Source organism: Arthrobacter antioxidans (genome assembly GCF_023100725.1).
Taxonomy (GTDB): domain Bacteria; phylum Actinomycetota; class Actinomycetes; order Actinomycetales; family Micrococcaceae; genus Arthrobacter_D; species Arthrobacter_D antioxidans.
The window spans coordinates 2,783,443-2,808,577 of the sequence record NZ_CP095501.1 but is presented as its reverse complement, the minus strand read 5'-3'; the positions used below and the strand labels follow the sequence as shown (position 1 = coordinate 2,808,577).

Here is a 25,135-nt window from a genome sequence, read left to right as displayed (position 1 = left end):
CGGCATTCGGACACGTGCTGGTCTCATGTGCGAAAGTGGCGCCATGACTTTGGATGATGAGCTCGATCTGATCCTCGGGCGTCGAGACCGCGACAATATGCAGCCGACCATCGATGCTTTGTTGCCCTACTACGCTGCTCACCCCGGGAACGCGCGAGTGCTGTACGACGTCGGCGGCGCCTACGACACTGCGGGACAGGAAGACATCGCGCGCGGGTTTTACGAGAGGGCTCTTGCTGCCGGACTGGAAGGTGAACTGCTGTGCCGGTGTTATGTCCAGTACGGGTCGACGCTGAGGAACTTGGGGGCGTACGAAAGATCGCTCGAGATCTTCACGGCAGCTCGTGCGGCGTTTCCTGAATCCCCGGCACTAGGGGCCTTCGAAGCCATCACCCTTCATGCGGCGGGTCGATCGGATGAATCCGTCGCGGCATTGCTCGACCTGGTGGTGAACTTCGTCAGCACTCCCGACATCGAGCGATACAAACCGGCCATCACCGGTAATGCGGCCTACATCCGCACCCTCGAAAGCGAGCACTCGTAGTGGGCTGTTGCCCGCCGGGGAGCCCCTAGGCTGGCAACTCCACAGGCTTATGGAGAAGCGAGGTGGCCGGCACCCGGCCCGATATCGGCAAACCGATCTGGCGGGTGTCGCTGCAAACGCCCGCCGGTTAATCCAGCCGCACGATGATGCCGATTTCCCATGAGTCTGGACCGCGGCGACGACGGGGTTCCGGGCTTCGCGTCTCGAGGACTGCGGCGGCACGTCCCTTCGGGCCGAATGCAACGACAGCCAGTCAGGGGTCAAGGCCACGGAAGAGACCGTGCCCTTGTGTCAGGCGGTGATCAGCGGCAGGCCGCGAAGCAGACCCTGAAGGGCCAGGACGTTGCGTGGAATGAACTCAGCCACCGTCAGCCCGACAACGTCGGCGGCGCCTGCCACATCCGTGACGACGCGCTGGACCTGTGCCCGGCTCAAACCATCGGGGACCATCCCCAAACCAAGGACCGCCTCATTGCTGTCCACGCTGTCAACGTCCAAATGGATGGCGACCTTGCTCGCTCCGGTAGCGGCCAGCCACCGCAGAAGCGGTTCGCTCGTCGTCCGCAGGTCTCCCGGGCTGAACGCGTGCAGGCCCCACGCGTCGATATTCGCGTAGGCGTCCTCAAACCACGAATGCAATCCGGCCAGCGCAACCCGGGCCGGATCGATTGTTGCCGGGAGCATGCTGACGATGCCTTGGTCACCGTGACCGGTTAGAGTCGTCACGGCCATGGCGTGATACCCGTCGTACGCGGTGTTGGGGGTGTCGACGTCGGGGTGGGAGTCGATCCACACGACCGCGAGGTCCTTCCCGTACTTATTCGCGAGCGCGGCGAACGGCGCCACACTGACAGAGCAGTCGCCTCCGAGGGTGAGGATGCGGTCTACGTCGTGCCGCCCCAGGGCCTCCAGGGCAGCGGCCAGGGAGGCAATGATCGCGGACCGCGACTCGATACCGTCCGTGGACCCCTCATCCGGGTTTCCTCCGTCGACCGGGACGATCTCGGTTGGCCCGCCATGCGCGGGCAGGATAGCTTCGAGGACGCGGTTACCGACGGTGTAGGCGCGGCGGGCCTCCTCGATGGGAACCTCGGGCAGCAACAGGGCAACCACGTCCCGGCCGGCACCTTGCCACTGCGGCCATACCAGGCGGAGGGTGCGTGCACTGTTCATCGGGTCCGGCTCGGTGTCGGGCGTATCCATGGGAGTTCCCTTCCCAGCGCTCCAGCGACTTTTGACACAGGATTTCGAGAGCAACCGTACTCCCCATTCGTTGCAGAATCGACGGTCCCGATCGAGAGGAGACGAATCGAGAGGAGACGAAGTATGCATCCACAGTCGTCCTGACCGCCGTGACCTGCGCTCCGACTGGATCGGCTCAGCCGGAACATGGAGGACGGTACCCGCCTGTTGGGCGACTCCCAGCGGCAGGGCTGGCGGATCATCTGTCCGGATCTGGGAGTGGACACGGCAACGATCATGGGCGCGGGCCTGTACAACATGGCCCTGAAATTTGCCGAGATCGAACGTCAGTTCATTGGCAAGCGGACCAGGGCTGCCATGGCCAAGCTGGGGGAGACCAAGCATCTGGGGCGCAAGCGCCGCCGGCCTGAACGAGGATGGCGTGGCTACAAGCCAGGGCGGGGCACGGTGGTATCCCTCCACCTGGTGGCGCGGCAGTCCCCCAACGTCAACGTCCGACCGACTGTACCCGCGGCATGTTCACCCAGGAATGGGCCACGCGCACAGCCCGTATCAGGATCCGCCTACGGGCACAGTCCGCTTTTTCCAGATACCGTAGCTGGTTCACCTAGGGACATAGGGTTGCTGAGTGGAATTCGCGATAACACCTGTACTGAAAGCCAGCGGCGTAGTACTTGAGCCGTTGCAGCTTGCCCACAGCGATGACCTCGCCGAAGCGGTTGCTGTCGAGGACTTGTGGCGCACCTGGTACACCCACATCCCTTCGCCAGAAATGATGAACGACGAGATTAGGCGTCGCCTCGCATTACAGGACCAAGGGCGCATGGCTCCATGGGCTGTCATCGATGCCACGACCGGCACGTGGCCGAGTGTTCCGTCGGTGGTGATTACCGAGATGAGGTCTGGTTCGCCCCGTGCGTTGGCGGCGCCGTGAGTGTCATGGGTGCTCGTTTGCGGAGTTGTCCCATGCAGAGTGCGCCTACTGAGCGTGCTGGCGGGTCCTCACCGTTCCAGCAAGGGCCCTTCTGCTGCACCCCTTGACACCACTCACCCCATCCATTCCACTGGTGTCGGTCTCCAGTGATGGTCGGTGGTCATAGGAGGGCTTCGAATGGATGGTGAGCCGGGACAAGGTGCGGTCGTTGATCGGGCGATCCTCGGGGCGGCGGATGTCAGCGAAGAGGTTCTTGTGTCGATGATCGAAGACGATCTCGGCATCAGTGGCGTCGAGTTGGTGAGTTGCCACGCCGAAGTAGCCGAGTACGATCTCGATGCCCTCACCACCGCGGGGCGCTATCGGGTCCATGGCACGGCGAGACACACCGGAGGTGTGTCTCCGTACTCCTTTTTCGTGAAGGTGGTCCAGTCGTGGACCCGCTCGCCCCAGTTCGAGCACGTTCCAGAGTCGTTCCGGGAGATAGCGGCGGCCAGCCTTCCCTGGCGCAACGAGCCCAGTGTCTACAGATCCGATCTCGGCGACCGTCTTCCCGACGGTCTCTCGATGCCTCGTGCCTACTCCGTGGTCGACATCGACGATCTTTCGGCCAGCCTGTGGCTGCAATTCATCGGCCACGACTCGACCCGATGGTCAGTGGAGACCTTCGTGCGCGCCGCCTACCTGCTCGGCAGGCTGGCCGCGAGTCCCACTGTTCGTCCGCTCCGGACTCTCGGTAGTACAGACGTGGTGCGTGGCTACGTTCGTGGTCGGCTCGACCATCAGGTGCTGCCGATACTTCGCGCCGAGGAACTCTGGGCCCACCCTCTGGTGGCGCCGGCGTTCGGCCCCGAGCTGAGAAATCGCTTACTGGAAGCAGTCGAAGCGCTGCCGCGCTTTATGGAGGAGCTCGACGGAGCTCCGCTCGGCGCCGCACACGGCGACGCCTGTCCCCGCAATCTGCTCGCGACGAGCGGAGACCGGACGAGACTGGTCCTGATCGACTTTGGATTCTGGTGCGAGGCACCGCTGTCCTTCGATCTCACCCAGCTCATGATCGGTGAGATTCAGACCGGAGCGCGCCCAGCCTCCGAGCTCGCCCAACTCGAAGCTGCGTGCCTGCCCGCCTATCATCAGGGTCTCATCGATGAAGGATGCCATGTTCCCCTCGATACCCTCCGACGCACCCACGCACTCTTGATGCTGTTGTTCTTCGGCCTGTCCGCAGTGCCGCTCGAAGTACTCTTCGGTTTGCCCGCCCCCGGGTCAGCAGCTGTTGTGCGGGAACGCGCGCGAGCTGCATCCTTCGTGCTCGATCTACTCGACTCCACCCGGAGCCCGTGAGTCGGTATCACCGCAGCGAGATCCTCACCAGGTGCTTGCGTGACTTAGCGTCCTACTGCTCATCGGAGCGGGGTGCCCTAGGCGCAGTCGCAGTGATCCCCGTCAACCGAAAAGCGCGGGAGGACGATCGTGAGGCGCACTTTCGCAGCGATGACGGACCCTCACTGAGGGATCCCAATCCTGGCGGGCCAAGCGTTAGCCACCCCTGCTGCCCGGTACTCAGGAGTTGAACATGCTGGACCGATCCCGGAAAAGCCGGCATGCCAACGCGTAACGCGGCGACTTCGACGCCGGAGCCGCCCCGGTGGTCAGGACCCCGGATCAGCTGATCGACGCGCTTGCGAGCCTCATCGATGCGGAGACGGGTCTCTTCGCAGGGCGTACCAGAGCGCGCTACGCGCTGTTTCTCGAGGGCGCCAATGACCCGCAGCTGCTCGAACCATTGCTCCAGCAGCGCAAGGTCTACGTCGAATGGGCAACAGCCCTTCTCGCGGGAGTTGGAGCCGCTCGGCCGGCGGATGCCGTGCGGGCGCTGATGGCCGCCTCGGAGGGGCTCGTCCTGCATCGGCTCACCGTGGATCCCACCGCGCCCGTGCGGCCGGTTGTCGAGCGCATCGTGCGCGCCTGCCTGGACTGATAGGTACTAACCCCGGGGGCCTCGGGGCGATGCCCGCCCCTAGAGATACCAGCTCAGCTAGCGGACGCCCATCATGCACGACACTTCACGCCTGGTCGCGGCTGCTGGCACGGGTCATGTGAATCACGGGGAGGTCGTCCTCAACCTTTTCGAGCCCGTCGGGCCGGAATCCGTGGTTGCGGTAGAACGCCCGTGCTCGGGGATTCGGGTCGGCTACCCATAGGGTTGCTGCTTCGCCCGGTGCGAGCACCGCTTCGAGCAGGGTCGTCCCGGCCCCCGACCCGTGCCATTGCTTCACCACGTAGAGGACATAGAGCTGCAGCGGGTCGGACTCTTTGGCACCTGGCCCCGACATGGCGACCCCAATGATGCTTCCATCGACCTCCGCGACAGCTACTCGGTGGGCAATGAATCGTGGATCCGTCAGCACCGTTATCCATTGCCGCTCCCGGGCGGGGGTGAACTCCGGGTCATCGAGAATGTGATCAGAGATCAGGCCACGATAGGTTTCCCCCCACGCTTGAACAATGACCTGCGCCATCGCAGGGACATCGGCCAGTCGAGCAGGGCGAACCCTCATGATCCGAGGCATTTCGTGAGTATCGTGTTCGTCGCAGGTAGTGAGTGGGTCGGTCCCATCGGATGACCTTCGCTACAGTACCGCCGCGATTAGGGCGATCAGCGGAGGTAGACCTTGGCCGAGTGCACCGCTGATCCCCTTACCCTTCGGTCTGCCCATGGCCATCCGGTCGGCGATGAAGAGCACGATGCCGGAGAGCATCATGAACCAGCAGATATAGATCACCAGGGCGCGGCCGACAGGTTCATCACCCATGGCCCACAGGGCGACGCCGACGATGATGCCCGCGGCGAGGAAGAGGTTGTAGAAGCCGACGCCGAAGGCCCACAACCGGACGGCCGGAACATCTGCGGTGTTCGTGAGGAAGATCCCGTGGTGCACCGCTTCCCGCTCGAACAGCAGGGCCTCGCAGACAAAGACGGCGAGGTGAATCAGCGCCGCGATCAGGGCGAAGGTCCAGATGATGGCCGTCATGGCATGCCCTCCACCGTCACGGGGTGCCGGGCGAGGACTGCCTGAAGCTCAGCGGCGGCGTCCTGGATGGATCGGCCGCGGGGGACCGTGGCATCGAGGTCGGCGTGGAACCGGCCCATCGATCCTGTCAGGCTCACAACAAGGAACGTGGTGGACGGCGTGAGCACCGTGAACGTGTGAAGGGCATTGGCAGGGATCGCGATGGAACAGCCCGGACCCAGGTCATAGCCCTCGTCCCCGACCTGGACGATCATTCTGCCGTGCAGCACATAGTAGGTCTTGTCCCAGCCGGTACGGTGCAGGGGAGTCGCGGGACCGCGCGGCGCTGTCACCTCGAACAGCTCGTACTGATCGGCGGTGTTCTCGGCGCTGACCTTGACTGTCAGTACTGCGTCCGGGGAGGCGAGTTCCACGCCGTCGCCGGCTGGGGTGTATTGGACGGTAGTTTCCATGCGGCCCACGGTAGGCGTGGCTCCCTGGGTCGGTCGATCCCAGAATTGTGGGGATGTGGGGAGGGCGCTGCGGTGCCATACTTCTGGTGTGTGGGACGAACGCGCTTCCCGCCTCCGCCGGGAAATCACCCAACTCGCTGCCGCTGGACTCAGTGTCAGCGAACTCCACGCCGCAGCAATTGAGCTGGTGGGCCGGACCGTCAGCGCCGAGCTGACGTGCTGGGCCAGCATCGATCCGGAGACCCAGGTCATCAGCTCCATGGTCAGCGGCCAGAACCGGATACCGACCGACTATGAGCCGCGACTGGCCGAAGCTGAGTACTCGTTGGACGAACCGCATACCTTCGCCGCGCTCGCTCGTGCGGGGGCCACCCTTGCCAGACTTTCTGACCTGTCCGCCGACGATCGGCGGCGCAGCACCAGACTCCACACGATCTGGCGGCCCCTCGGAATGGACGAGGAAATCCGGGTCCTGTTCAGAGCCGACGGCGTCTGTTGGGGTGCGGCAGGCCTGGTCCGGTCAGGAGAGGACTTCACGGCGCGGGAGGTGGAGTTCCTGGCGGCAATTGCGCCGGCCATCGGATCGGCTACCCGGCTCGCAGTGCGCTCGGAGGCGCAGGGCGGTACGGGGCCGGGGCGGCCGGCGTTGGTGATTATCGCAGCGGATGGCCGGCTTGTAGGGGTGACCCCGGACGCGCGGGAGTGGCAGGAGCGGCTTGATGCAATTGCGCCGGGGCGCTTCCGGGTGATGATGCAGGTCATGGCGTCGGGTTCGCATGCAGCGGAGGCGGGCTACTTCAGGGCACGGCTGCGCGACGCCGACGGGCGGTGGGCGGTCCTGCAGGCCAGCACCCTGATCGGCGGGGAGGAGGATCAGGTCGCGGTGGCCATAGAGCCGGTCACAGGCGACCAGCTGGTCGGGCTGCTGCTGCTGGCCTACGACTTGAGTGCCCGGGAACGGGAGATCTGCCGTGAGGTGATCGGTGGACATTCCACAGCGGAGATTGCCGGCCACCTGTTCATATCAGTCCACACCGTACAAGATCATTTCAAGTCCGTATTCGCGAAAGTAGGTGTTCGAAGCCGCGGTGAGCTCGTTGCCCGCTTGCGTCCCGACAATCCGGACGCCTACGCCACTACCGACCGGCAATTCGCCCGGCTCTGACTCTTGCCTCCGCACCCTTGCGGTAGGGGTCCTCGGTCAGTGCCCCCGGCGTCAAGCATGTCCCACCACTCGTGATTGCCTCTGGTCACCTCACTCCCTCGTCATGTACAGATGCAGATCGGCCAAGAGCATCGCCTTGCCGCAAGCCGATCCCCTAGCGAACACCCCTGCGCCGGACTCGCGTCGTCTTCGCCCAGAACGGATCTCGGTGCCCTCAAAAGAATGTCACTCAAGGTGTCGAGAATGGGCTTGCTCGTTCGCTGTATGGGTGTAACGGTTTCACTGACGAAAGGACATCACCGTGAAGTACGTGATCATGTTCACCAGCATTCCCGAGCTCGACGCGCAGGTACCTGCGGATAAGCAGCAGGAGGTTTACGGCCGCATGTACCAGTGGTTCGGGGAGAACGCGGCGCAGATCGCGGACGGCGGGGCGCAGCTGCAGCCGGTCGAGACGGCCACCACCGTGAAGTACAGGGAGAGCGGAACGGTGGTTGTCGATGGACCGTTCTCTGAGGCCAAGGAGGTTGTCGGAGGCTTCCAGGTCATCGACGTCCCGGATATGGACGCAGCGATCGCCCTGGTGAAGACGTGGCCGGGGCTGGAACTCCCCGGCTGCGGCGTGGAGATCCGCCCGATGGTGACGGACTACAGCCAACTCGAGCAGTGACCGAATCGGATGCCGCGGCGGGGCCGAGCGGCGGGGCAGCGGCATCCGATCTTCTCCTCGCGCGGGTCGTGCGTGAGGAGTCCGGCCGGATCGTTGCCTCCTTGGCCGGGTCGCTCGGCCGCCTCGACATCGCCGAAGAGGCAGTGGCCGAGGCTGTCGAGGAAGCGCTGCGCGCGTGGCGGGGCAACGGGATTCCGCCGAACCCCGGCGGGTGGCTCACCCAGGCTGCACGTCACAACGCCTTCGACCGGCTCCGCAGAGAGGACCGCTACCGCGAGAAGCTGGCGGGTATGGCACCCGAGGTCGAGTGGGGGTATGCGACTGCGGATCCAGCCGACACCGATTCGTCCGATGAGATCGACGACCGGCTGCCGCTGCTGTTCGGCTGCTGCCACCCCGCACTGTCGCAGGAGGCTCAACTCGCACTCACACTGAGAGCGGTGTGCGGCCTCACCACTGCTCAGATCGCACGTGCCACCTTCAGCACCGAGCCGGCTACAGCGCAGCGCATCGTGCGCGCCAAACGGAAGATCGGCGCCACCGGCATCCCGCTGCGCATCCCCGACGGGCCGGACCGGGCGGAGCGGCTCGACATTGTTCTCACGGTCGTTTCGGTGATGTACAACGAAGCTCATCTCGTTGCCGGCGGCGACGCCACCTCGAATCGCGACCTCGCCGACGACGCGCTGTGGCTGGCAGGCGTGATCGCGGCGGCGCTGCCGCGCGAGGCGGAAGCTCACGGCCTCCTCGCGTTGCTGCTGTTCCACCGCGCGCGCGAGTCGGCCCGGTCGGTGGACGGCGAACTGGTGCTGCTGGCCGATCAGGACCGGTCGAGATGGAACGAAACTCTCATCGTTCGCGCACGCGCCGAGCTGGAACAGGCCGCCGGGTTACGTCGCCCCGGCCGTTGGCAGCTGCACGCGGCGATCGCCGCGTGCCACGCGGATGCCGAGACCGCAGCGGAAACCGACTGGCTGCAGGTTCTCGTTCTCTACGACCTGCTCCTCGGCTACGACCCATCGCCTGTGGTGCGGCTCAATCGCGCCGTCGCGTTGGATCGGGTGGGAGCCCCCACGGCAGCGCTCAGCGAGGTCGACGCCCTCCAGGCACACCTGGGGCGTGCGCACCTCTGGCACGCCGTCCGCGCGCACCTACTGAGGCGACTCGGCCGTGACCACGAGGCCCTTGCGGCGGATCTTCGCGCCCTGGAACTCACAGCGAACGACGCCGAGCGCCGACTCCTCGCAGCGCGCACCCATCGGTGACCCGTGCCATCACAGGTCTGACAGTCAGCCCTCATCGCCGCCGGCGTGCACGGGGAAAGACGTCATCCGGGCTCCGGAGGGCGGTGCCGACAGCGGCGTAGGAGGCGTATGTGAGCCAGATGAGTCGTGGCACGAGCGCCCAGGCCTTCCCAAACCGTCGCGCAAGCCGATCCCCTACGCCACTCCGAGCGGCGAGCAGAGCATGCAGCTACTGGGCCTCAGCCTCGTCCTTGTTTCGTAGCCGGTCCTTTTTCGGCACGGCCACGACGTACCAGACGATCAAAGATTCAAGCAACAAGGCAACGATGAGCGCCGCGCCGAGCCCGAAGGCTTGAAAAACCATCAATCCAACGGGTGGAGGAAAAACCAGGAGAATCAGTCACCAGGTACTCAGCTCACGCCCTGTGACCTGCCAATTCCGCTGTGCTCGGCTTCCGTCCGGCTCTCTCATCTGCGGAGCGTACATGCGGAAGATGCTGCCTGTCGCAGGATCGCGAGGACGCTTGGGGATCCCTACCCGGGAACTGGTCACGAGATCGTTGGCAACCGGCCCGTAGAAGGTTCCTTCACCGATCGCAGTCGGCTTCTACATGGCAGGCCGACGCGAGGACGTCCAGTGCGGACTCCCCTGAGTTTGAGTGTGCTGATCCCGTGGATGGGTGGATGGGTGGATGGGTGGCGAAGCGGACAGCGGCGCCGGGTGCCCGGCAGGCGCCGGGCACCCGCGGGGCTAACGGTAGAACTCGCCGTAATAGGTCCCGAGCCGGTCTCGATAGGCGGGATCGTCAGCGGTGGCATCATCGAGTTCTGGCGAATCCTTAATCTGGGCCTTCGTGAGATCGACGTAGACCTTCTCGTCCGCGTCGTCGACACGCTGAATCGTGCCCGCTGGAAGAATTACCTTCCGGCCGAAGATCCATGGGCCGGTGTCGACCACGATGCTGCTTTCATCGACCGCGTTGCTGGCCTCGTCGACCTTGCCGATGTCGCCATCGGAGGCGTGAACGCGATAGCCCACGATGGTGCCGGACTCAGCTGCGCGAGCCGACGAATCACGGTAATTCCAGGCGTCCCACCGATCGAAGTCATCGGAGACATCCTGTTGCGATGGCCGCCAGAATCCACCGATCCCTCAGCGGGCGAATTTCGGTCGTCGTGACCGAATGTGCCCTTTGACCGGACGATCAATGGAGATTCGCCGCGCCCGTGCTTTCGACAGAGTTGTCCAGCGGGATCAGCGGATCGGACCACTAGCCAGGCTTGTCGAATACGCCCTGGATGAACACCGTGCGCCCGGCGTCGGTGTTGCGCCCGGAGTTACTCATCTTGACGGCTGCCTGTTCTCCCAGCACGAGATGCATTCCAAGCGGAGGAGGGGCGCTGGAGCCGCTCGCACCCGACGCTTGCGCCTTCGCCTGCTGTGCCTTGCGCGCCGCCACGATGTCGGCGGTAATGTCGCGCCAGGTGCGCTCCAGGAGACCTGCACCGCGGATCAACCCGCGGAGGGATTCCGCATCGGCCAGATGGCTCTGGTTGGGGCGGCTCGCCCATGGGACCGGAAGCTCGATCGGCTCGCCGTTCCCCGCGCAGATTTCCTGGCAGACGAACAGCCCGCCCGGCCTGAGTACCCGGGCGATTCCGGAATACAGGCGGCGCTTGTCCCGGATGTTCATCTGCATTTGTATCGTCCACACCACGTCGAAGCTGGACGCGGCGAACGGAAGCTCCAGGGCATCACCCGCCTGAAAGCGGGTGCGATCGGACAACCGCGTCATCCGAGAAAGGGCGTCGGCCACCCCGCAGAATTCAGGCGAGAGATCGATGCCTGTCACGTCGCAACCCAAAGTTGCGGCGAGGTAACGCGCCGGGCCGCCCAACCCGCTGCCCACGTCGAGCACTCGCGATCCTGGCGGAATCTTTGCAAGCTCCACCAATGCGCGCGTGGCCGAACGTCCCGCGGAGTGAAACTCGTCGGCCGGCGCGAGATCTTCGTGCGTGACCGAGTCCAGGTCCTTGCCGAGAGCTTGCAACCCCGCCACGATTCGCGGCAGAAGTCTGCCCGGCTCGTAGTGACGAAGCATTTCCTCGTGCGAGTCGCCCATGGACGCAAATCCTGCGCGGATTTCGGGGAGCCGTCAAGTAAGCGCTTGCTCCCACCACCCCGTTACCTGCCCTCCTCCGGCAGGAGGGAGGGTCTGGCCTGTGCCCTCACGAGGTCTCCACTCGACGCAGAACGGCATCGCAGACCCCCTGGCCAGCAAACGATCTCTGTCCTCCTAAACGACATCGGAAGGGTCGCGGTCGTGCAATTCTCCCTTCGTCCCAAGGGTCCGTGGGTGGCTGCCAACCTGGATCAGCGGATAGCTCGCCTCCCCGCAATCGCTTACGGCTTCGTCGTCCGCTGGACCGTTCCCGAGATGCGATCCATGGCGCAATTCCTACTGGTGCTGTCAGGCGTCTTGCTCGGCACCGCAGCAACGCTTCTTATCGAATTTCTCCTGCCCCGCCGTGCGGCAGAGAAGGCAGAGGCGGCGACGGATGCGTCGCGAGAAATTCAAGAGACGTCGCTAGAACTTCTTCGCGAGACTCAACTCCTGCTCGCCCACGCGCAGGCCGAGTTGCGTCAACGACCCTGGTGGCGACGGCGGCCGAAAGGTTCAAGGCGATACAAATAGGAACCTTATCTACCTCGACCCTGTCGTCTCGCGGAGGCCAACATCGCCGCTCAGCGATCACAGCGAGCCACCAGCGTTCGTAAGCCGGTCCTTCACCGGGACACATATGACTCACCCTGCGCCAATTGTCTCGCACTACGCCGCCCTGGCCCGCGCCGTTCCCGTATGACCCGCCCGAGATAATGCCCGGTGGACGCCCCCTCTGCGGACGCGAGTTGGGAGCGTGGACGCCCGCGCCAGGTCGTATCAAAGGATCCTTTGACTGGACCGGCGGCGAGGCCTGCCGCCGGGTTGGCGAACTCCAGCTGTGAGTTGCAGCGGTAAGTGGCGCGAAGGTCGCAATGCTTTATGGTCGATCGCTTGATTCCGCAGAACCGTCCGTATCCGACATGGTTACGAGCGGGGAACTGGGATGTGGCGGCCGCGTGCCGGGGTGTTTCATTCGGTTTGCGCGTTATGGAGTGAGCGTTTGCGTGTGTAGGCGCGTGCGGCGCGGACCCGGTCGCCGCAGCGGGTGGAGCACCATTGCCGTCGGGCGTGGGTGCGGACGAAGAACCGCTGGCAGGGGTCCGCTTCGCAGGGTGCGAGCTGCGGGGCCTGGTCGCCGGTGAGCAGCGAGGCGGCGTCGTCGGCGATTACGGCCATGACGTGTTCCACGACCTGGGTCACGGGATGTTCGGCGCGACGGCTGAAGCCGGACTGTGTGTCGAACCGCAGCAGCAGAGCGCCGGGGGCGCAGGTCAGGGCGGCGTTCAGAGCGTGCACCGCGGACATTGCGGGGGCGGAGCCGGTGGTGTGGGCATCGAAGAGGACGCGCAGATTCGCGCGCAGCGCCACGAGCCGGCCTTGGCACTGCTCGTACAGTGCGGCTTCCGGTCCCACGAGATCCCGTGCCATCAGCCACGCCGTAGCGGCCTCCGGAGTGCTCAGTTCGTCGTAGCCCCTGCCGCCTACCAGGTAACCCGTGCTGTTAACCAGGGCGAGACTCGGATGATCCTGAGCGCCCGGCGCGGCGGCCAGTTGTGTTTCAAACATGGCTCTCATGCTATCAGCGTTCTTTATCCATGAGACTGGTGTTAGGCTCGCATCATGTCAAAAATCCTGTTTTCCCATGAGGAGCTGAGTCGGCCATCCGGGACGGCGCCATTTGCCTTGTCCGTGCTGTCCGCCGGCGGCACCGGTGTCGGGATGACCGCCGGTGAAGGGTTGGAGAGCACCATCTCGCTCGCGCGGACCGCTGATCAGTTCGGCTTCCACAGGTTCTGGATGTCCGAGCATCACGGCATGGGAGCAACCTCCGTGTCCTCACCGCCGCTGATGATCGCCCGCCTGATCGCAGAGACCAGGCGCATCCGTCTTGGGGCCGGTGGGGTGATGCTGCCCAACCATTCCCCTTTGCTGATCGCCGAGCAGTTCGGGATGTTGGAGGCGCTGGCCCCGGGCCGGATCGATCTCGGGCTGGGTCGCGCGCCGGGCACCGACGGGGCCACTGCCGCGGCCTTACGTCGGGGAGCGGACGCCAATGACGGATTCCCGCAGCAGGTTCTGGAACTGCTCGGGTTCCTGAGTGACGAGTTCCCGCCCGGGCATCCTTATCAGCAGGTCCACGCGGTACCGGGGCCTTGGCAGGCGAAGGAGAACCGCGTGACCGCGCCACCGACCGCTCCGCAGGTGTGGGTGCTGGGCTCCTCGCCGTACTCGGCTCGATTGGCTGGGCAGCTAGGCCGGCCGTACGCGTTCGCGCTGCAGTTCGGCGATGCCGACGTCGACACTGCCATGCGGCTTTACCGTGAGAGCTTCCGGCCCTCCGTCGTGCTTGCCGAGCCCCACAGCCTTGTCAGTGTGCCCGTGGCGATCGGCGACGACCCGGTAGAGGCGAGGCGGCAGGCGGCGACGTCGGCCATGGCGATGCTGCGCATGTTCAAGGGCGAGGGATACTTGCTGCTGCCCGCGGACGAGGTGGCGGCCTACCGCCCCACCGTGCAGGAGCGCCACATCATCGACGCCTATACCGACCGCAGTTTCCATGGCACGCCCGAGACGGTCGCCGACCGCCTCGAAGCCCTTCAGGAGCGCACCGGCGTCGACGAGGTGATGCTCGTCATCGGCGGGCACTCCACCTCCCTGGATCTGCAGGGGATCAGGCTCATCGCCGATCACTACACGATGCCCCGTCTCGAGACATCGCTCCCGGCCCTGGCGCACTAGACCCCCCATTCCGAATTCACTCCGCTCCACCCACAACCCTCTCTGAAGGAGAAACCCATGTCAGCACCACGCAGAGCCCTCATCGTCATCGACGCCCAGAACGAATACTTCGACGGACTGCTCCCCATTCAGTTCCCGGCACGCGAGGACTCCGTCGCCAACATCCGGACAGTGATCGACGCGGCCCAGCAGGCCGAGATGCCCGTGGTGCTCGTCCAGCACGAACTCCCGGCAGAGGCCCCCGTGTTCGGCGCCGGATCGTCGACCTTCCAGAACCACCCCGAGGTGGCCGCCTACGAGGACGCCGCAGCCAAGCGCGTCAGCAAGCAGTTCGGCAGCGTCTTCGCGAACACGGACCTCGAGGCCTGGTTGCGTGGGCAGAACATCGACACGATCACCCTCGTTGGCTACATGACCAACAACTGCGTGATCGCTTCCGCTGCAGCCGCCGAGCCCCTCGGCTTCGCCGTCGAGGTCCTCTCCGACGCGACCGGGGCAATCGACCTGGCGAACGAGGCAGGTACCGTACCCGCACGCCAGGTCCACGAAACCCTCATGACCCTGCTGCACTCGAACTGGGCGGCCGTCACCGACACCGCGGCCTGGGCCACAGCAGTGCGCACGAGCGCGACGCTGACCAGGAGCGACCTCGTAACCTCCGCCACCCAGGGCCGCGGTGCACGCTAGAAACACGCAGCGGTTCTTCCTGTCCCACCCGGGATATTCGGACCATTCGCGAGCCCGCTACCAGCCGCGCACTCCCGCCTCGCTGGTAGCGGGCTCGTCGACGGATCGTCGCCGACCCGGCCGCGGACCGTGCGGATACGTCCCGACGGTGGCTATCCGCTCGGGTGGGACCCAGGCCATTCATCTACAAGGGATCCATTGATGACCAACCCCAGAGCCTGGCTACTTCTGATCCCCGCCGTCCTCGTCGAAGTGACCGCCTCACTCGCTCTCAAAGGTGCACTCGAGCACCCCGCCCTCTACGTCGTCGTCGTCATCGGTTACCTCAGCGGGTTCGTCCTGCTCTCCGCGATTCTGCGCGCGGGCATGGCCCTCGGCGTCGCCTACGGTATTTGGGGAGCGACCGGCGTCGCCCTCACCGCCGTCGGCTCCCTCCTGATTTTCGGGGAACCGATCACTACCCTCATGGGCATCGGCATTATCGTCATCATCGCCGGCGTCCTGTGCGTGGAACTCGGCGCCCAAGCCGCCCACAAGAAGGCTGAGGCCCTCTGATGGCCTACCTCTTCCTCATCGGCGCCATCCTCTTCGAGGTCTCCGGCACCATCAGCCTCCGCCTCGCCATCGACAACAAGCGCTGGTACGCATCAGTCGCAATCGGATACCTGGTGTCCTTCACCCTGCTCGGACTCTCCCTCGCCCAAGGAATGCCCATCGGCATCGCCTACGGCATCTGGGCCGCAGCAGGCGTCGCACTCACCGCCGTCATCTCGAAATTCCTGTTCAAGGATCCCCTCACCTGGCTCATGAGCCTAGGCATCACCCTCATCATCGGCGGCGTTCTTCTCATCGAACTCGGCACACCCCACTAACCACACCCACAGCCAACCCCCTCGCGAGTGATGAGAACTGCGGTGCCGTAATCCACAACCTGTGTCAAGGCCTCGGTAGCTCTCTTCAGTGACTGCCCTACTCAGCACGCTCCGGATCCGTTTCCGCTCCTGCCCAGGGCGCTATCAATCTCCTTCGGCGAGACGTTCACGCCACCACGCCGGCTCTAATTCATCAGCCGGCAGGAACCGCTGTCCACTTACATGAACGACCATTCTCGCGAAGGATCCTTTGACCGGACACGTGGCAAGGTCCGACGGCGGGTCGGTGGACTCCAGGATCGGCGGGGGAGTGGCTGGTCGCGCTGTGTCTCAGGAATGTGTCTCATGCGGGGTATTCTCGAGAATAGAGAAAGTAACCTTTGATGAGCGCGGGGAGCACAGGAATGGGAAGTATCGGCTATGGCAGGGTCAGCACGCTGGAACAGAACGCTGATCTGCAGCACGCCGCGCTCACAGCGGCGGGCTGCGGTCGGATCTTCACCGACCACGGAGCGAGCGGGACGATGGCGAGTCGGCCCGAGCTGGACAAGCTCCTTGATCATCTCCGGAAGGGCGATGAGGTGGTGGTGTGGAAGCTGGACCGGTTGGGGCGCAACACCCGGAACCTGCTGGCCCTGATCGATGACCTCGAACACCGTGGCGTGCACTTCCGCAGCGTCACCGAGGGCATCAGCACCACCGGTCCCATGGGCCGGGCGATGCTCACCGTCATGTCCGCGTTCGCTCAGCTCGAGCGCGACCAGTTGGCCGAGCGGACCAGGGCGGGCATGGCCGCGGCCGCCGAACATGGGCGAAGGGCCGGCCGGCGGGAAGTCACCGCCGATCATGTGAAAGTGAAGCGCGCACGAGAGCTGAAGGCCCAGGGGTTGGCGCCAGCGGACATCGGGAAAATCATCGGGGCCAGCCGCGCGACGGTGTACCGCTACCTCAACATGGGAGTGAGCGAGGCACTTTGACCTGACCGAGAAGAGGGGCGTTGCATGTTCAGCTGGCCCTGCCAATTACGCGCGCCAAGACCGCCCCTTTCAAGGGTGTCTACCGGTCGTGTGTGTAGCAGAGCTGGCAGCTGTGACCGCGGGCCGGAGCCGCCGCTACGCCGCCTCAGCATCGAGTGTCGGCAGTGGTGCGGGCAGCGGGATGACCCGCGCCGAGACGCTCTGACGCAGCACGACCTGGATGGGCAGTGGAGGCATCAGTCGGCCCCGCTCGATGAGATCGAGGGTCCGCTGGGATTGCGGAATGGGAACCGTCGAGGTGGCGTCGTGGTACTCGCCGGGGCGGGTGATCATGGGCGTGCTCTCTTGTCGGTAGGGCCGAGTCGGCCCTGACTGTGGATTCGTTGCCGCCGGCGCTCAGGCAGGCTCGACGACGTCGATGATTTTCTGGAAGAGGTCCGCGCCGAAGAACCCACGGATGAGGCGTTCGATGACCGTTGGCTCGATCTGCTTGAAGGCCAGCGTCTGACGATACCGGGCCAGGTAGCTTTCAACGAGCGGACGATTGTCGTTGACACCTTCGGATTTGGGCCGGTAGAAGAAGCCGCCGAGTCAGCCGTTCTCGATGACGTGCTTCCAGGTGAACTGGATTACCTCCGGGATGTCGAAACGGAAGGCGATGTCGGCGGTGTCAACTGTCCCACTGCCGCCGTCCCAGCGGTTGCCGTTCCAGGTGACTTCAGAATCTGACACTCGAGTGCACTACTCGAAGACGGACTGGTCGGGACCGTCCATGAGCATCTTCGGTGACGTCAGCTTGCTGTCCCTTCGGACGACCGAGTCAGTCGTAGGCGCCTTGGAGCGTCAACCCGATTGCAATCACCGGATCCCATACCCCGTTCTTGGGACAGGTCTGGACGAGGGTATTTCCCCTGCGTTTCACGCCTGGGACCTAAAATTGGGGTACTGAGTGTCCATCTGGAGGTATCCCGGTTCTTCAGCAGTGCATCAAGAGCACGGGCATGTTTTCCCTCCGGTCGCACGCGTAAGCAGGTCCTGCCATGATCGAATGCCCTCAACAACACAGTGCGCAGCTCGCCGCCACGGCCGCCGGACTGACAGCGCAGGAGCTCTGGTTGCACTACTTCAGCGTCGGTGGCAACCTGCGGGCTTTCGAGCTCGACGCGTATCTGCACGGCGCGCATCCACTTCCGGCAGGGGAACGAAACCTCGTTGCCCATGCGCTCAACGAGATGATCGATGCATTGCCGCCACGGCCCAAGGCAGCCTTCGACGATGAACTGGCACTTCCCGAGCCCCTACAAGACCAGGTGTAGAGGGCATCCCTCGGCAGTGCGCACCCCGACGGGGACGAAGTGGATCTCCCGTAGTCCGCTGATAGCGTCCGCCCCCAGCCGTCCTGGCCCGCGTTCAGGGTGCCGCCACCCACCACGGGGCCGGTGACAACGGCGAGCACGATAGGGGCGACACTCTCATCTGCATCGGTGGGCTGGGACGAGGCCGGACGAACGTCAACGCCAAGCACCACCCGACTCTGAGAGGGACACTGCTGAGGGCATGCCGGTTCGCGGGGGAGTAAGGAGTGCCGGGTTCGAACGCAGCGCGAGATACGCGTACGTGACGAGAGTTGCTTCCGCGGCGAGGGTTCGCAAGTAGCGGTGGTCGATGGCGATCATCGGGGCGCTACCGGCCCGGGGCAGGTCAGGGCCGACCGTGGTGAGAGCGTGACCGGTAATCGCGTGGAGTTGCAGGGCGCCGACTGTCAGCGCATGACGGTGCAGGCTCGTGAGGGCGGCGGTCACCTGTCCGGGATCCCGCGCGGCGAAAGCCCCGTGGATGGTGTGGACGCGGTGAGGTAAGCCTGCCTGGAACCGGTCGAGGAACCCCAACGCTTCCTCTGGCGAGGTGAGGTCGACCGCCAGCGCACACACAGTACTCAGGTCCAACACGGGCATCATGGAACTCATCCTTCTCCTGAGCAGCAAAGGGTTCATAGAGGTTTTTCGCCCCTACCTGCCCGCGGATTGACACCGGGCGCTGCTGAGAGGCGGCCAGGCCTTCCGGCGGCGCGGCCCCCTTGTCGGGGTGCTCGCTATGAGGGTGCTAGGTGCCGCCCGTTCGGACAACCTGATAGTCGACGGCATGGTCGTTCGGGCCCTGTCGCTTCTGGTGTTGTACTGCCCTACTCGGTAGCGTGCGAGGTATGGCCATTAAGTTTGAGAACGTTGGCATCGCCGTTCGAGATCTCGACGCTACGATCTCCTTCTTCACAGACCTCGGTCTCGAGGTCATTGGCCGTGACACGGTCAGCGGCGAGTGGGCGGACACGGCCGTCGGCCTCGAGGGCAACCACGCAAGAATCGCGATGCTCCAAACGCCAGACGGCCACGGACGCCTGGAACTCTTCGAATACATCCACCCCGAAGCGATCGAGTCCGACCCCACGCGCCCTAACGACATCGGCATGCACCGCGTCGCGTTCTCCGTGGACGACATCGACGAAGCCCTGCAAATTGCTGCGCGACATGGTTGTCGCCCGCTGCGGGGCGTAGCGACCTACCAGGACGCCTACAAGCTCGCCTACGTCCGCGGACCCAGCGGCATCATCGTGATGCTCGCGGAGGAACTCAGGAAGACCTGAAGGTCAGGACCTGCGCAGCCCCACCAAGGGGACCGCTCCCACCCAAGCCCCCGTGCGGTGCGCATCGTCAGCTTTGAATGATGTTCATCCATGAACGGATGAATCTAAGCACAGCTCTATCACGGTCGCCACGACCATTTTTCGAGACCGGTGCCCGCTATCTATGCGGGACAGAGAAGCCTACGCTTCGAGGGACTCAGGGTTCAGAAAGCAGCCTCGGGTAGCGCCGATGTTAGGCACCCATGAAAACCACGAATCCTCACCCCGCCGCACCCCGTCCCGTTCTCACCGCGGAGCCTACTGAGGTCCCTGCCGGGTTGCAGCAGGAACTCCCCGACCCAGACGGCCCGGTAACGGTGGTCACCTCCGATCGGAGATTCGAAGCGCTCGAGCATGCGTGGGAGCTGGGGGAGGAAAGATTCACAGCGGCTGAGTGTTCCGCCATGTCCATCCAGCAGCTACACCAGCTGTGCGATGAAGCGTTTGCCGCACTGGACGCTGACTTCCCGGTATGGGGTGCCCGGGCCGAGTACGAGGTTCTGTGCGCGGAACTCGCGACCCGCGCGCAGGCTTTCACGAACCGGACGACGTCCGCCCCCGATTGAGGGGTTGCAGCCCATCGGTTGTGATTGGGTCCGGGCATGGGTTTCGCCGCCGGAGAGCCTGGGTGGTCAGAGGGCCCGGAAGAGCTCCTGCACCGCCCTATCGCGGACCCGGTCCTGATCCTGGTGCTGGTCCTGGCGGGTGAGTGCCACGGCCCGGTCGATGATCTCCTGGGCGATGACGACGACCTTGCGGTTCGTGTGCTGACTGTGGGAGCTGATCTGCGCGAACGCTTCGGTCGCGGTGAGACCGGCCCTGCCCATGAGGATGCCTTTGGCCTGCTCGATGACGGCCCGGCGGAGGGCGGATGCGGCGACGGCTTCGTTGGCGAGCTGGGTGCGGTCGGCGTGGATGGAGCGGGTGAGGTCCACGACCAGCGCCCAGACCCCGATGGGCTCGGTGTCCTCGACGATCAGGTCCGCGGAGATGAGGAGTTTGCGGGTGTTGCCGTTCAGGTCGCGGAGGGATGCGTAGACCGATGATGGTCCGCCGGTCGTGGTGACCTTGGTCCAAAAAGCACGGACGGCGTCCCGGTCTGCGGGGTCGAAGTGGGACATGCCCAGTTCCAGGGTGGGGACGATGTCGCCGCGTTCGTAGCCGTGGATCCTGTACAGCTCGTCCGACCAGTTGTAGGTGTCGTCGGCGAAGTAGTGCTCCACGGTGCCGGTCGGGCAGTCGATGAAGTACTCGACACTGGACACAGCGTCGGACTCGCCACTGGACGCGGCCCCGGACAGGGGCACAGAGGGATCAACCGTGGAGGTCATGGGGGAGCCGTTCGACGCGCTCTGGTCCGGGCTAGCGTCTTAACCCGGACCTCAAAGGAGCAGACTACCAAGCGCCATGTAATCCCGGGCTACCCTACCGACCCGGCGCCTCCACGAGGGGTACTACCCGCCCTGGCTACGAGGGGGAGGGCCGCGGCTTGCCGGTGTCCCTCCGGAAGCCGGCTGCTTGACCACCGGAGGGACTCCCACGTTCGTGCACGAGGCTCGTCGGTGTAATCCGGCTGAGTCCGCGGACGAATCCGGGACATCGTTAGGGGTGTTCCAAGTATGTCCAGGGTTGGACTGTCGCCGCTTCGCTAGCCCATCTCCAGATAGGACGTGCTCATCACCGGAGAAACTGGTACAGCATTCGTCAGCGTGCGATGTACTTCCGACCGGGGAGTTCACCGCTATTGATGAGGTGATCGGCGACATCCCAGACCTTGATGTGGGCGCGCTGGCTGGCGATGGACAGCACGATGAACGCCTGCTCGCCGGTGATCTTGTGGCGTTCCATCAGGATGCCCTTGGCCTGGCCGATGACATCCCGGGAGTTCACTGCCTCATGGAGTTGCCGGCTCTTTTCGGCCTCGGCGAACGCCACCGACGCGTGGGAAGCGACCAGCAGCCCGATGTTCTCGGACTCGTCCGTGAACGCGTCCGCCTCGTACGAGTAGAGGTTCAGCGCGCCGAGGTCATCGCCTTCGACCCACAACTGGATGGAGAGCATCCCCCGGGCGCCGGCCTCGGTGGCCCGCTGTGCGAAGAGCGGCCACCGCTCCTCATGCGCCATGTCGGCGACCCGCACGGTGCGCTGCTCGTAGGCAGCCTCCAGGCATGGGCCCTGACCGGTTTCCATCTGCAGGGCGTCGATGCGCGCGGGAAGGCCTCCGGAGGGGGCGCGGGATCCGATTTTCTTGCGTCCCAGGACGACGCTGACGGATCCTTCATCGACCCCGGGAATCAGGTCCAGTGCTGCGTGGACGAACCCGCTCAGGATCGCGTCCGAGTCCGGTTCCTGCTGCAGCGACCGGGCGAGCTCGGCCAGTTCCGTGGCCAGATCACGCACCCGCTCACCGCCATCGTGGTGAGACGACGGCATGCCCCTTTTCACCATGAGTTTCCTCGACCATCTTCGACACCTTCGAGACGTGGGATCACGATCAGTAGGGCGGCGCGGTGCTGACTATAGTCCGTGTCGTTGCGCATTGACACCCACACAGGCACGCCACAGAACAGGTGAAGGTAAGCAATACGCGACGCATTCTCAGCATTTGTTGCTCACCTGTGGTCTCCCATGACGCGACCTGCAGCTACACCAGGTAGACCCCGGGAATTCGTCAAGGACAGTCGGGCCCGGAAGCCTCACTACGTGAGCCCCAGGAATCTCTCTCGTGCTCGGCGGGCTCCGCTTAGCGATAGCAGGGTGGGCGACCCTTAGCGGTTGCCTCTTGAGCGGCCTCTGCGAGCGACTGTCACGGGTGCTGCGGCGGACCGATGAGGGAAGATTGCAGGGCGGCCGGGGCAACCCTGAAACTTGCGACGAGACCCGTGCTGCCGGCTGCTTGACGCATGGAGTCTCATTAGCCAATCGACCGCGGGACCCCGCCCATACGCAATGTGGTTTGACGGGTGTGCGCAGCCTGACAGGTGTGCTTGTCACTGGGTAGACGCCGGGTTGCTCTTGTCGCGTTGCCGCGCAACCCATGTCGCACCACGAATTGATCCGCTGGCCGCTGTGCGGTGTCTGACAAGCTGACGGGGTGAAAAATTGCACCCCTTCGACCTACGAAGCAGAATCCGCGGATAGCGCGATGGCCAGAATGGACGCCCAGTGAGCAAGCAAGACACCTCAGGCCGAGGCGAGCCCTCCGCCCACCATGACGGAGACGGCCAGGACCGAGACCTTGCGACCGAACTGGCGGAACTCGCACGGTTGCTGCAGCAGGAGCCCGACGGGGACACGGTCCTCGCAGGATTCGTCAGCGCGGCACTGAGGCTGATTCCGGGGGCCGATGAGGGCTCCGTCAGTGTGGTCCTGGGCAGGAAGAACGTCGGATCCCGTGTCCCTTCCGGTCCTCTCCCGGCGCGCATCGACGCACTGCAGATGGAGACCGGCGAAGGGCCCTGCCTGCAGGCCGCGTACGAGCACCAGACCGTACGTGTCCCGGATATGGGGGCCGAGCAACGGTGGCCGAAGTTCGCCGAGCGTGCCGCTGAAGCGGGAGCCCGGGGGATGCTGTCGATCCAGATCTGGGTCACGGGCGACGATCTCGGGGCCCTGAACCTCTACTCGTACGAGGCCAATGGTTTCACGGACGAGTCGGAGAACATCGGTCTCCTGATCGCCTCCCATGCCGCCGTCGCGTTCGCCGAGGCCGAGGAGTCACGGCAACTCAGAGAGGCAGTCGATTCCAGGGACATCATCGGTCAGGCCAAGGGGATCCTCATGGAACGCCACAAGATCACCGCCGAACAGGCCTTCATGGTGCTGACCCAGGCCAGCTCGCGGACCCAGTCGAAACTGCGCAAGGTCGTCGATCACCTCGTGGCCACCGGTGAACTCGCAGGAGGAGACCAAAGCCCCCGGATCTGAAACGCCGACGACGAATGCGCCTAGGCCCCTGCTGAATACCGAGGTGATCCAGAAAGGACGTTGATGCTCGGTAGGCGAACGTGGGCCGCACAATTCGACGCCGTTCAGGTGATGGAGCGTTGGCGTGGCGCCCAGTCTTGGCTGGCAGCCGTACTGAGCGCCACGCTTCTGCACCGACGTCCGGCTGCCTGAACGGGCAGGATCCTCATACGGGGCGACTCTCGGGTTCCGCGATGAAACGGCAGCTCACCCACAGGTGGACGGCTTGAGCTCCACCCTTCGGACTTCACCCGCCCACAAGTGGATGACCGGCACGACGGGTGCTGCCGGGGCCACTCAAACCCGTCACCGTCATGCAACCACAGTTCGACGCAACGAAGCTCGAACTACCAACTGCAATCAACGAGAAAGGCCTCGGCATGTTCACGTACGAGGACCTTCCCACCTACTTCGCCGTCCCCATCACTAACCCTTCCCAGCGCAGCCATGGCAAGCAACCCTGCACCTCAAGAACCTCCAAGTGAGGATCGTTCGAGGTTGAGTCTTCGGTGACCGTGACGTAGGTGGCCCTGCAGACCAGTCTCGGTTCCTGTGGTCCGGGTGCGTGTGGGGGAGAGCAGCGGAGCATAAAGCCGTATTTGGTGTCCATGGGGCGGCAGGTGCCTCAGCCTTCGACCGTCCCCGATGGAACTTTTCCGACGGCCGCCCTGAGAATGAGGGGTGGCGAAAAAGAAGCAGTCGGGACCGGGCCCGGACAGCATCGTGGGAAGGACCCACGGCGAAAGGTGGGGAAGCCGCCGGTTTCACCCCGAATACATTAGCGGACGACGATGACATTTCCCTTGGAGTGGTGCAGTACGGCGTGGACGGTTGATCCGAGACGGGCGCCCAGGGTGTTGCGGCCTTTCGCGCCGAGGACAACGCAAGCTGCGGCACTGGCGCGCTCGATGATCGCTCCCGGGACCGAACCGGCGCTGATGGATTCGTCGGCGACCGTGAGATTGGTGTTGTGCGGAAGCAGGTTCAGTGACTGTTGGATGATGGGGTCGCGCTCAGCGTCGGGCATCTCTTCGGCCAGGTGCCGGCGATCGGGAAGCGCATGGAGGAGATGGAGAGATTGGCTCAGGGCTTTCGCCAGGTCTGCAGCTGTCAGCACTGCACGGTCACTCTCGGGTGATCCATCGACGGCGACCAGGATGCGGTCAGGCGAAGGCTGTTCCTCGCGCACGACCGCGACGGGGCAGGATGCGCTGGCGGCCAGGTGCAGGCTGACCGATCCGATGAGCAGTCCAGAGAAACCTCCGAGTCCACGGGTGCCCGTGACGAGCAGGGATGCTTCTGCAGAAAGTTTCGTCATCACTTCGGCAGGAAAACCGGTAATGAGACGTTGGCTGACCGCGATATCGGGTGCTGTATGCGCGGCGAGGTCGGAACCCTCCGACGCTATTCTCTCCGCATCGTTTCGCAGCCCGCTGTCTTCCATGCCCGTCACAGGGCCCAAGTTGCTGGTAAAAAGCGGCCAAGCCCAGCAATGAACCACGAGCAGGGATGATCCGGTCGCTGCTGCGTGTCGAGCTGCCCAGCGCACCGCCCGTTGTGAACCGTCTGAACCGTCATAGCCGACAATGATCGGTTTAGACGGGGTGCTGATGGTATCCATGCCGTTACTCCTACCTCGGGTAGCTGCAGAGCCCATGTGAGATTTCATGGACCGCGTCCGATAACAGCCAGGTACCCCCAGTGTGCGGCCTACTCCTCCACCACCGGCTATCGAGGGAGAGAAGGGGCCACACCGAAGACACAATGAGCGAGATGACGCTGTTGCCCATGCTCGCGATCGT

General features: G+C 64.5%; 32 protein-coding genes. 18 read left to right on the top strand and 14 right to left on the bottom strand.

Annotation, left to right across the window (positions count from 1 at the left end; translation table 11 throughout):
• Positions 1–43 precede the first annotated feature (43 nt).
• Complete coding sequence (locus MWM45_RS12905; protein ID WP_247826796.1) at positions 44–544, top strand: tetratricopeptide repeat protein; 501 nt, start codon at positions 44–46, stop codon at positions 542–544.
• Between the two features lie 291 nt (positions 545–835).
• Here MWM45_RS12905 and MWM45_RS12900 read toward each other — a convergent pair whose 3' ends face one another.
• Positions 836–1,747 (bottom strand): arginase family protein, encoded by a 912-nt coding sequence (locus tag MWM45_RS12900; protein WP_247826795.1) that lies wholly within the window; start codon positions 1,745–1,747, stop codon positions 836–838.
• A gap of 165 nt (positions 1,748–1,912) precedes the next feature.
• Between MWM45_RS12900 and MWM45_RS12895 the strand changes: the two genes are divergently transcribed.
• The 4 genes from MWM45_RS12895 (at position 1,913) to MWM45_RS12880 (ending at position 4,662) form a co-directional block, all read left to right on the top strand.
• Positions 1,913–2,425 carry a recombinase family protein gene (locus MWM45_RS12895; protein WP_269076592.1) on the top strand — a complete coding sequence of 171 codons (513 nt, stop codon included), beginning with the start codon at positions 1,913–1,915 and terminating at the stop codon, positions 2,423–2,425.
• Entirely contained in the window at positions 2,376–2,681 is a 306-nt protein-coding gene (locus MWM45_RS12890) for a GNAT family N-acetyltransferase (RefSeq protein ID WP_247829300.1), read from the top strand. Before MWM45_RS12895 ends, MWM45_RS12890 begins: the two co-directional genes overlap by 50 nt.
• Positions 2,682–2,858: 177 nt before the next feature.
• Positions 2,859–4,025, top strand: coding sequence for a phosphotransferase (locus MWM45_RS12885; protein WP_247826793.1), 1,167 nt, complete (start codon positions 2,859–2,861; stop codon positions 4,023–4,025).
• A gap of 304 nt (positions 4,026–4,329) precedes the next feature.
• Positions 4,330–4,662, top strand: a complete 333-nt coding sequence (locus tag MWM45_RS12880) for a hypothetical protein (RefSeq protein ID WP_247826792.1) — start codon at positions 4,330–4,332, stop codon at positions 4,660–4,662.
• An 85-nt stretch (positions 4,663–4,747) separates the two neighbouring features.
• Here MWM45_RS12880 and MWM45_RS12875 read toward each other — a convergent pair whose 3' ends face one another.
• The 3 genes from MWM45_RS12875 to MWM45_RS12865 form a co-directional block, all read right to left on the bottom strand.
• Positions 4,748–5,203 carry a GNAT family N-acetyltransferase gene (locus tag MWM45_RS12875; protein ID WP_247826791.1) on the bottom strand — a complete coding sequence of 152 codons (456 nt, stop codon included), beginning with the start codon at positions 5,201–5,203 and terminating at the stop codon, positions 4,748–4,750.
• Between the two features lie 111 nt (positions 5,204–5,314).
• Positions 5,315–5,716, bottom strand: a complete 402-nt coding sequence (locus MWM45_RS12870; protein ID WP_247826790.1) for a DUF1304 domain-containing protein — start codon at positions 5,714–5,716, stop codon at positions 5,315–5,317.
• Complete coding sequence (locus tag MWM45_RS12865; RefSeq protein WP_247826789.1) at positions 5,713–6,168, bottom strand: cupin domain-containing protein; 456 nt, start codon at positions 6,166–6,168, stop codon at positions 5,713–5,715. Before MWM45_RS12865 ends, MWM45_RS12870 begins: the two co-directional genes overlap by 4 nt.
• Positions 6,169–6,256: 88 nt before the next feature.
• On the opposite strand from MWM45_RS12865, the gene MWM45_RS12860 reads away from it, so the two are divergent.
• From MWM45_RS12860 to MWM45_RS12850, 3 genes are all read left to right on the top strand, one after another.
• The gene (locus MWM45_RS12860) at positions 6,257–7,333 is read left to right on the top strand and encodes a response regulator transcription factor (RefSeq protein WP_247826788.1); all 1,077 of its coding nucleotides are present in this window, start codon (positions 6,257–6,259) and stop codon (positions 7,331–7,333) included.
• A gap of 301 nt (positions 7,334–7,634) precedes the next feature.
• Complete coding sequence (locus MWM45_RS12855) at positions 7,635–8,003, top strand: YciI family protein (protein WP_247826787.1); 369 nt, start codon at positions 7,635–7,637, stop codon at positions 8,001–8,003.
• A complete protein-coding gene (locus MWM45_RS12850) occupies positions 8,000–9,268 on the top strand; it encodes an RNA polymerase sigma factor (RefSeq protein WP_247826786.1) in 1,269 nt (422 codons plus the stop codon). Before MWM45_RS12855 ends, MWM45_RS12850 begins: the two co-directional genes overlap by 4 nt.
• A gap of 208 nt (positions 9,269–9,476) precedes the next feature.
• Here MWM45_RS12850 and MWM45_RS17665 read toward each other — a convergent pair whose 3' ends face one another.
• The 3 genes from MWM45_RS17665 to MWM45_RS12840 form a co-directional block, all read right to left on the bottom strand.
• Entirely contained in the window at positions 9,477–9,611 is a 135-nt protein-coding gene (locus tag MWM45_RS17665) for a hypothetical protein (RefSeq protein ID WP_269076550.1), read from the bottom strand.
• Positions 9,612–9,998: 387 nt separating this feature from the next.
• Positions 9,999–10,286: a PRC-barrel domain containing protein gene (locus MWM45_RS12845; RefSeq protein ID WP_247826785.1), complete on the bottom strand. Its 288-nt coding sequence runs from the start codon at positions 10,284–10,286 to the stop codon at positions 9,999–10,001.
• A 232-nt stretch (positions 10,287–10,518) separates the two neighbouring features.
• Entirely contained in the window at positions 10,519–11,370 is an 852-nt protein-coding gene (locus MWM45_RS12840) for an SAM-dependent methyltransferase (protein ID WP_247826784.1), read from the bottom strand.
• Between the two features lie 234 nt (positions 11,371–11,604).
• Here MWM45_RS12840 and MWM45_RS12835 point away from each other — a divergent pair, with 234 nt between their 5' ends.
• Positions 11,605–11,943, top strand: a complete 339-nt coding sequence (locus tag MWM45_RS12835) for a hypothetical protein (RefSeq protein WP_247826783.1) — start codon at positions 11,605–11,607, stop codon at positions 11,941–11,943.
• A 438-nt stretch (positions 11,944–12,381) separates the two neighbouring features.
• Here MWM45_RS12835 and MWM45_RS12830 read toward each other — a convergent pair whose 3' ends face one another.
• A complete protein-coding gene (locus tag MWM45_RS12830; protein WP_247826782.1) occupies positions 12,382–12,978 on the bottom strand; it encodes a CGNR zinc finger domain-containing protein in 597 nt (198 codons plus the stop codon).
• A 54-nt stretch (positions 12,979–13,032) separates the two neighbouring features.
• On the opposite strand from MWM45_RS12830, the gene MWM45_RS12825 reads away from it, so the two are divergent.
• From MWM45_RS12825 to MWM45_RS12805, 5 genes are all read left to right on the top strand, one after another.
• The gene (locus MWM45_RS12825; RefSeq protein ID WP_247826781.1) at positions 13,033–14,151 is read left to right on the top strand and encodes an LLM class flavin-dependent oxidoreductase; all 1,119 of its coding nucleotides are present in this window, start codon (positions 13,033–13,035) and stop codon (positions 14,149–14,151) included.
• Between the two features lie 57 nt (positions 14,152–14,208).
• The gene (locus MWM45_RS12820) at positions 14,209–14,838 is read left to right on the top strand and encodes a cysteine hydrolase family protein (protein WP_247826780.1); all 630 of its coding nucleotides are present in this window, start codon (positions 14,209–14,211) and stop codon (positions 14,836–14,838) included.
• Between the two features lie 201 nt (positions 14,839–15,039).
• Complete coding sequence (locus tag MWM45_RS12815) at positions 15,040–15,393, top strand: DMT family transporter (protein WP_247826779.1); 354 nt, start codon at positions 15,040–15,042, stop codon at positions 15,391–15,393.
• Positions 15,393–15,710, top strand: a complete 318-nt coding sequence (locus MWM45_RS12810) for a DMT family transporter (protein ID WP_247826778.1) — start codon at positions 15,393–15,395, stop codon at positions 15,708–15,710. The genes MWM45_RS12815 and MWM45_RS12810 overlap by 1 nt, the downstream gene beginning before the upstream one ends.
• A 383-nt stretch (positions 15,711–16,093) precedes the next feature.
• On the top strand, positions 16,094–16,687 hold the full coding sequence (locus tag MWM45_RS12805) for a recombinase family protein (RefSeq protein WP_336296667.1): 594 nt from the start codon (positions 16,094–16,096) through the stop codon (positions 16,685–16,687).
• A 135-nt stretch (positions 16,688–16,822) separates the two neighbouring features.
• Here the strand turns inward: MWM45_RS12805 and MWM45_RS12800 are convergent, their stop codons facing one another.
• Together MWM45_RS12800 and MWM45_RS12795 are read right to left on the bottom strand one after the other, a co-directional pair.
• Positions 16,823–17,020 (bottom strand): hypothetical protein, encoded by a 198-nt coding sequence (locus MWM45_RS12800; protein WP_247826777.1) that lies wholly within the window; start codon positions 17,018–17,020, stop codon positions 16,823–16,825.
• A gap of 258 nt (positions 17,021–17,278) precedes the next feature.
• Positions 17,279–17,419, bottom strand: coding sequence for a hypothetical protein (locus tag MWM45_RS12795; protein ID WP_247826776.1), 141 nt, complete (start codon positions 17,417–17,419; stop codon positions 17,279–17,281).
• A gap of 308 nt (positions 17,420–17,727) precedes the next feature.
• On the opposite strand from MWM45_RS12795, the gene MWM45_RS12790 reads away from it, so the two are divergent.
• Positions 17,728–18,003 (top strand): hypothetical protein, encoded by a 276-nt coding sequence (locus MWM45_RS12790; protein ID WP_247826775.1) that lies wholly within the window; start codon positions 17,728–17,730, stop codon positions 18,001–18,003.
• Between the two features lie 195 nt (positions 18,004–18,198).
• On the opposite strand, the gene MWM45_RS12785 is transcribed toward MWM45_RS12790, so the two are convergent.
• Complete coding sequence (locus MWM45_RS12785; protein WP_247826774.1) at positions 18,199–18,645, bottom strand: hypothetical protein; 447 nt, start codon at positions 18,643–18,645, stop codon at positions 18,199–18,201.
• Between the two features lie 245 nt (positions 18,646–18,890).
• On the opposite strand from MWM45_RS12785, the gene MWM45_RS12780 reads away from it, so the two are divergent.
• On the top strand, positions 18,891–19,328 hold the full coding sequence (locus MWM45_RS12780; protein ID WP_247826773.1) for a VOC family protein: 438 nt from the start codon (positions 18,891–18,893) through the stop codon (positions 19,326–19,328).
• Between the two features lie 443 nt (positions 19,329–19,771).
• Entirely contained in the window at positions 19,772–19,933 is a 162-nt protein-coding gene (locus tag MWM45_RS12775; protein ID WP_247826772.1) for a hypothetical protein, read from the top strand.
• A 66-nt stretch (positions 19,934–19,999) separates the two neighbouring features.
• Here the strand turns inward: MWM45_RS12775 and MWM45_RS12770 are convergent, their stop codons facing one another.
• Complete coding sequence (locus tag MWM45_RS12770) at positions 20,000–20,698, bottom strand: ANTAR domain-containing protein (protein ID WP_247826771.1); 699 nt, start codon at positions 20,696–20,698, stop codon at positions 20,000–20,002.
• Between the two features lie 373 nt (positions 20,699–21,071).
• The gene (locus tag MWM45_RS12765; RefSeq protein WP_247826770.1) at positions 21,072–21,815 is read right to left on the bottom strand and encodes a GAF and ANTAR domain-containing protein; all 744 of its coding nucleotides are present in this window, start codon (positions 21,813–21,815) and stop codon (positions 21,072–21,074) included.
• A gap of 717 nt (positions 21,816–22,532) precedes the next feature.
• Here MWM45_RS12765 and MWM45_RS12760 point away from each other — a divergent pair.
• A complete protein-coding gene (locus MWM45_RS12760) occupies positions 22,533–23,294 on the top strand; it encodes a GAF and ANTAR domain-containing protein (RefSeq protein ID WP_247826769.1) in 762 nt (253 codons plus the stop codon).
• A gap of 817 nt (positions 23,295–24,111) precedes the next feature.
• On the opposite strand, the gene MWM45_RS12755 is transcribed toward MWM45_RS12760, so the two are convergent.
• The gene (locus MWM45_RS12755) at positions 24,112–24,954 is read right to left on the bottom strand and encodes a universal stress protein (protein ID WP_247826768.1); all 843 of its coding nucleotides are present in this window, start codon (positions 24,952–24,954) and stop codon (positions 24,112–24,114) included.
• Positions 24,955–25,135: the final 181 nt, after the last annotated feature.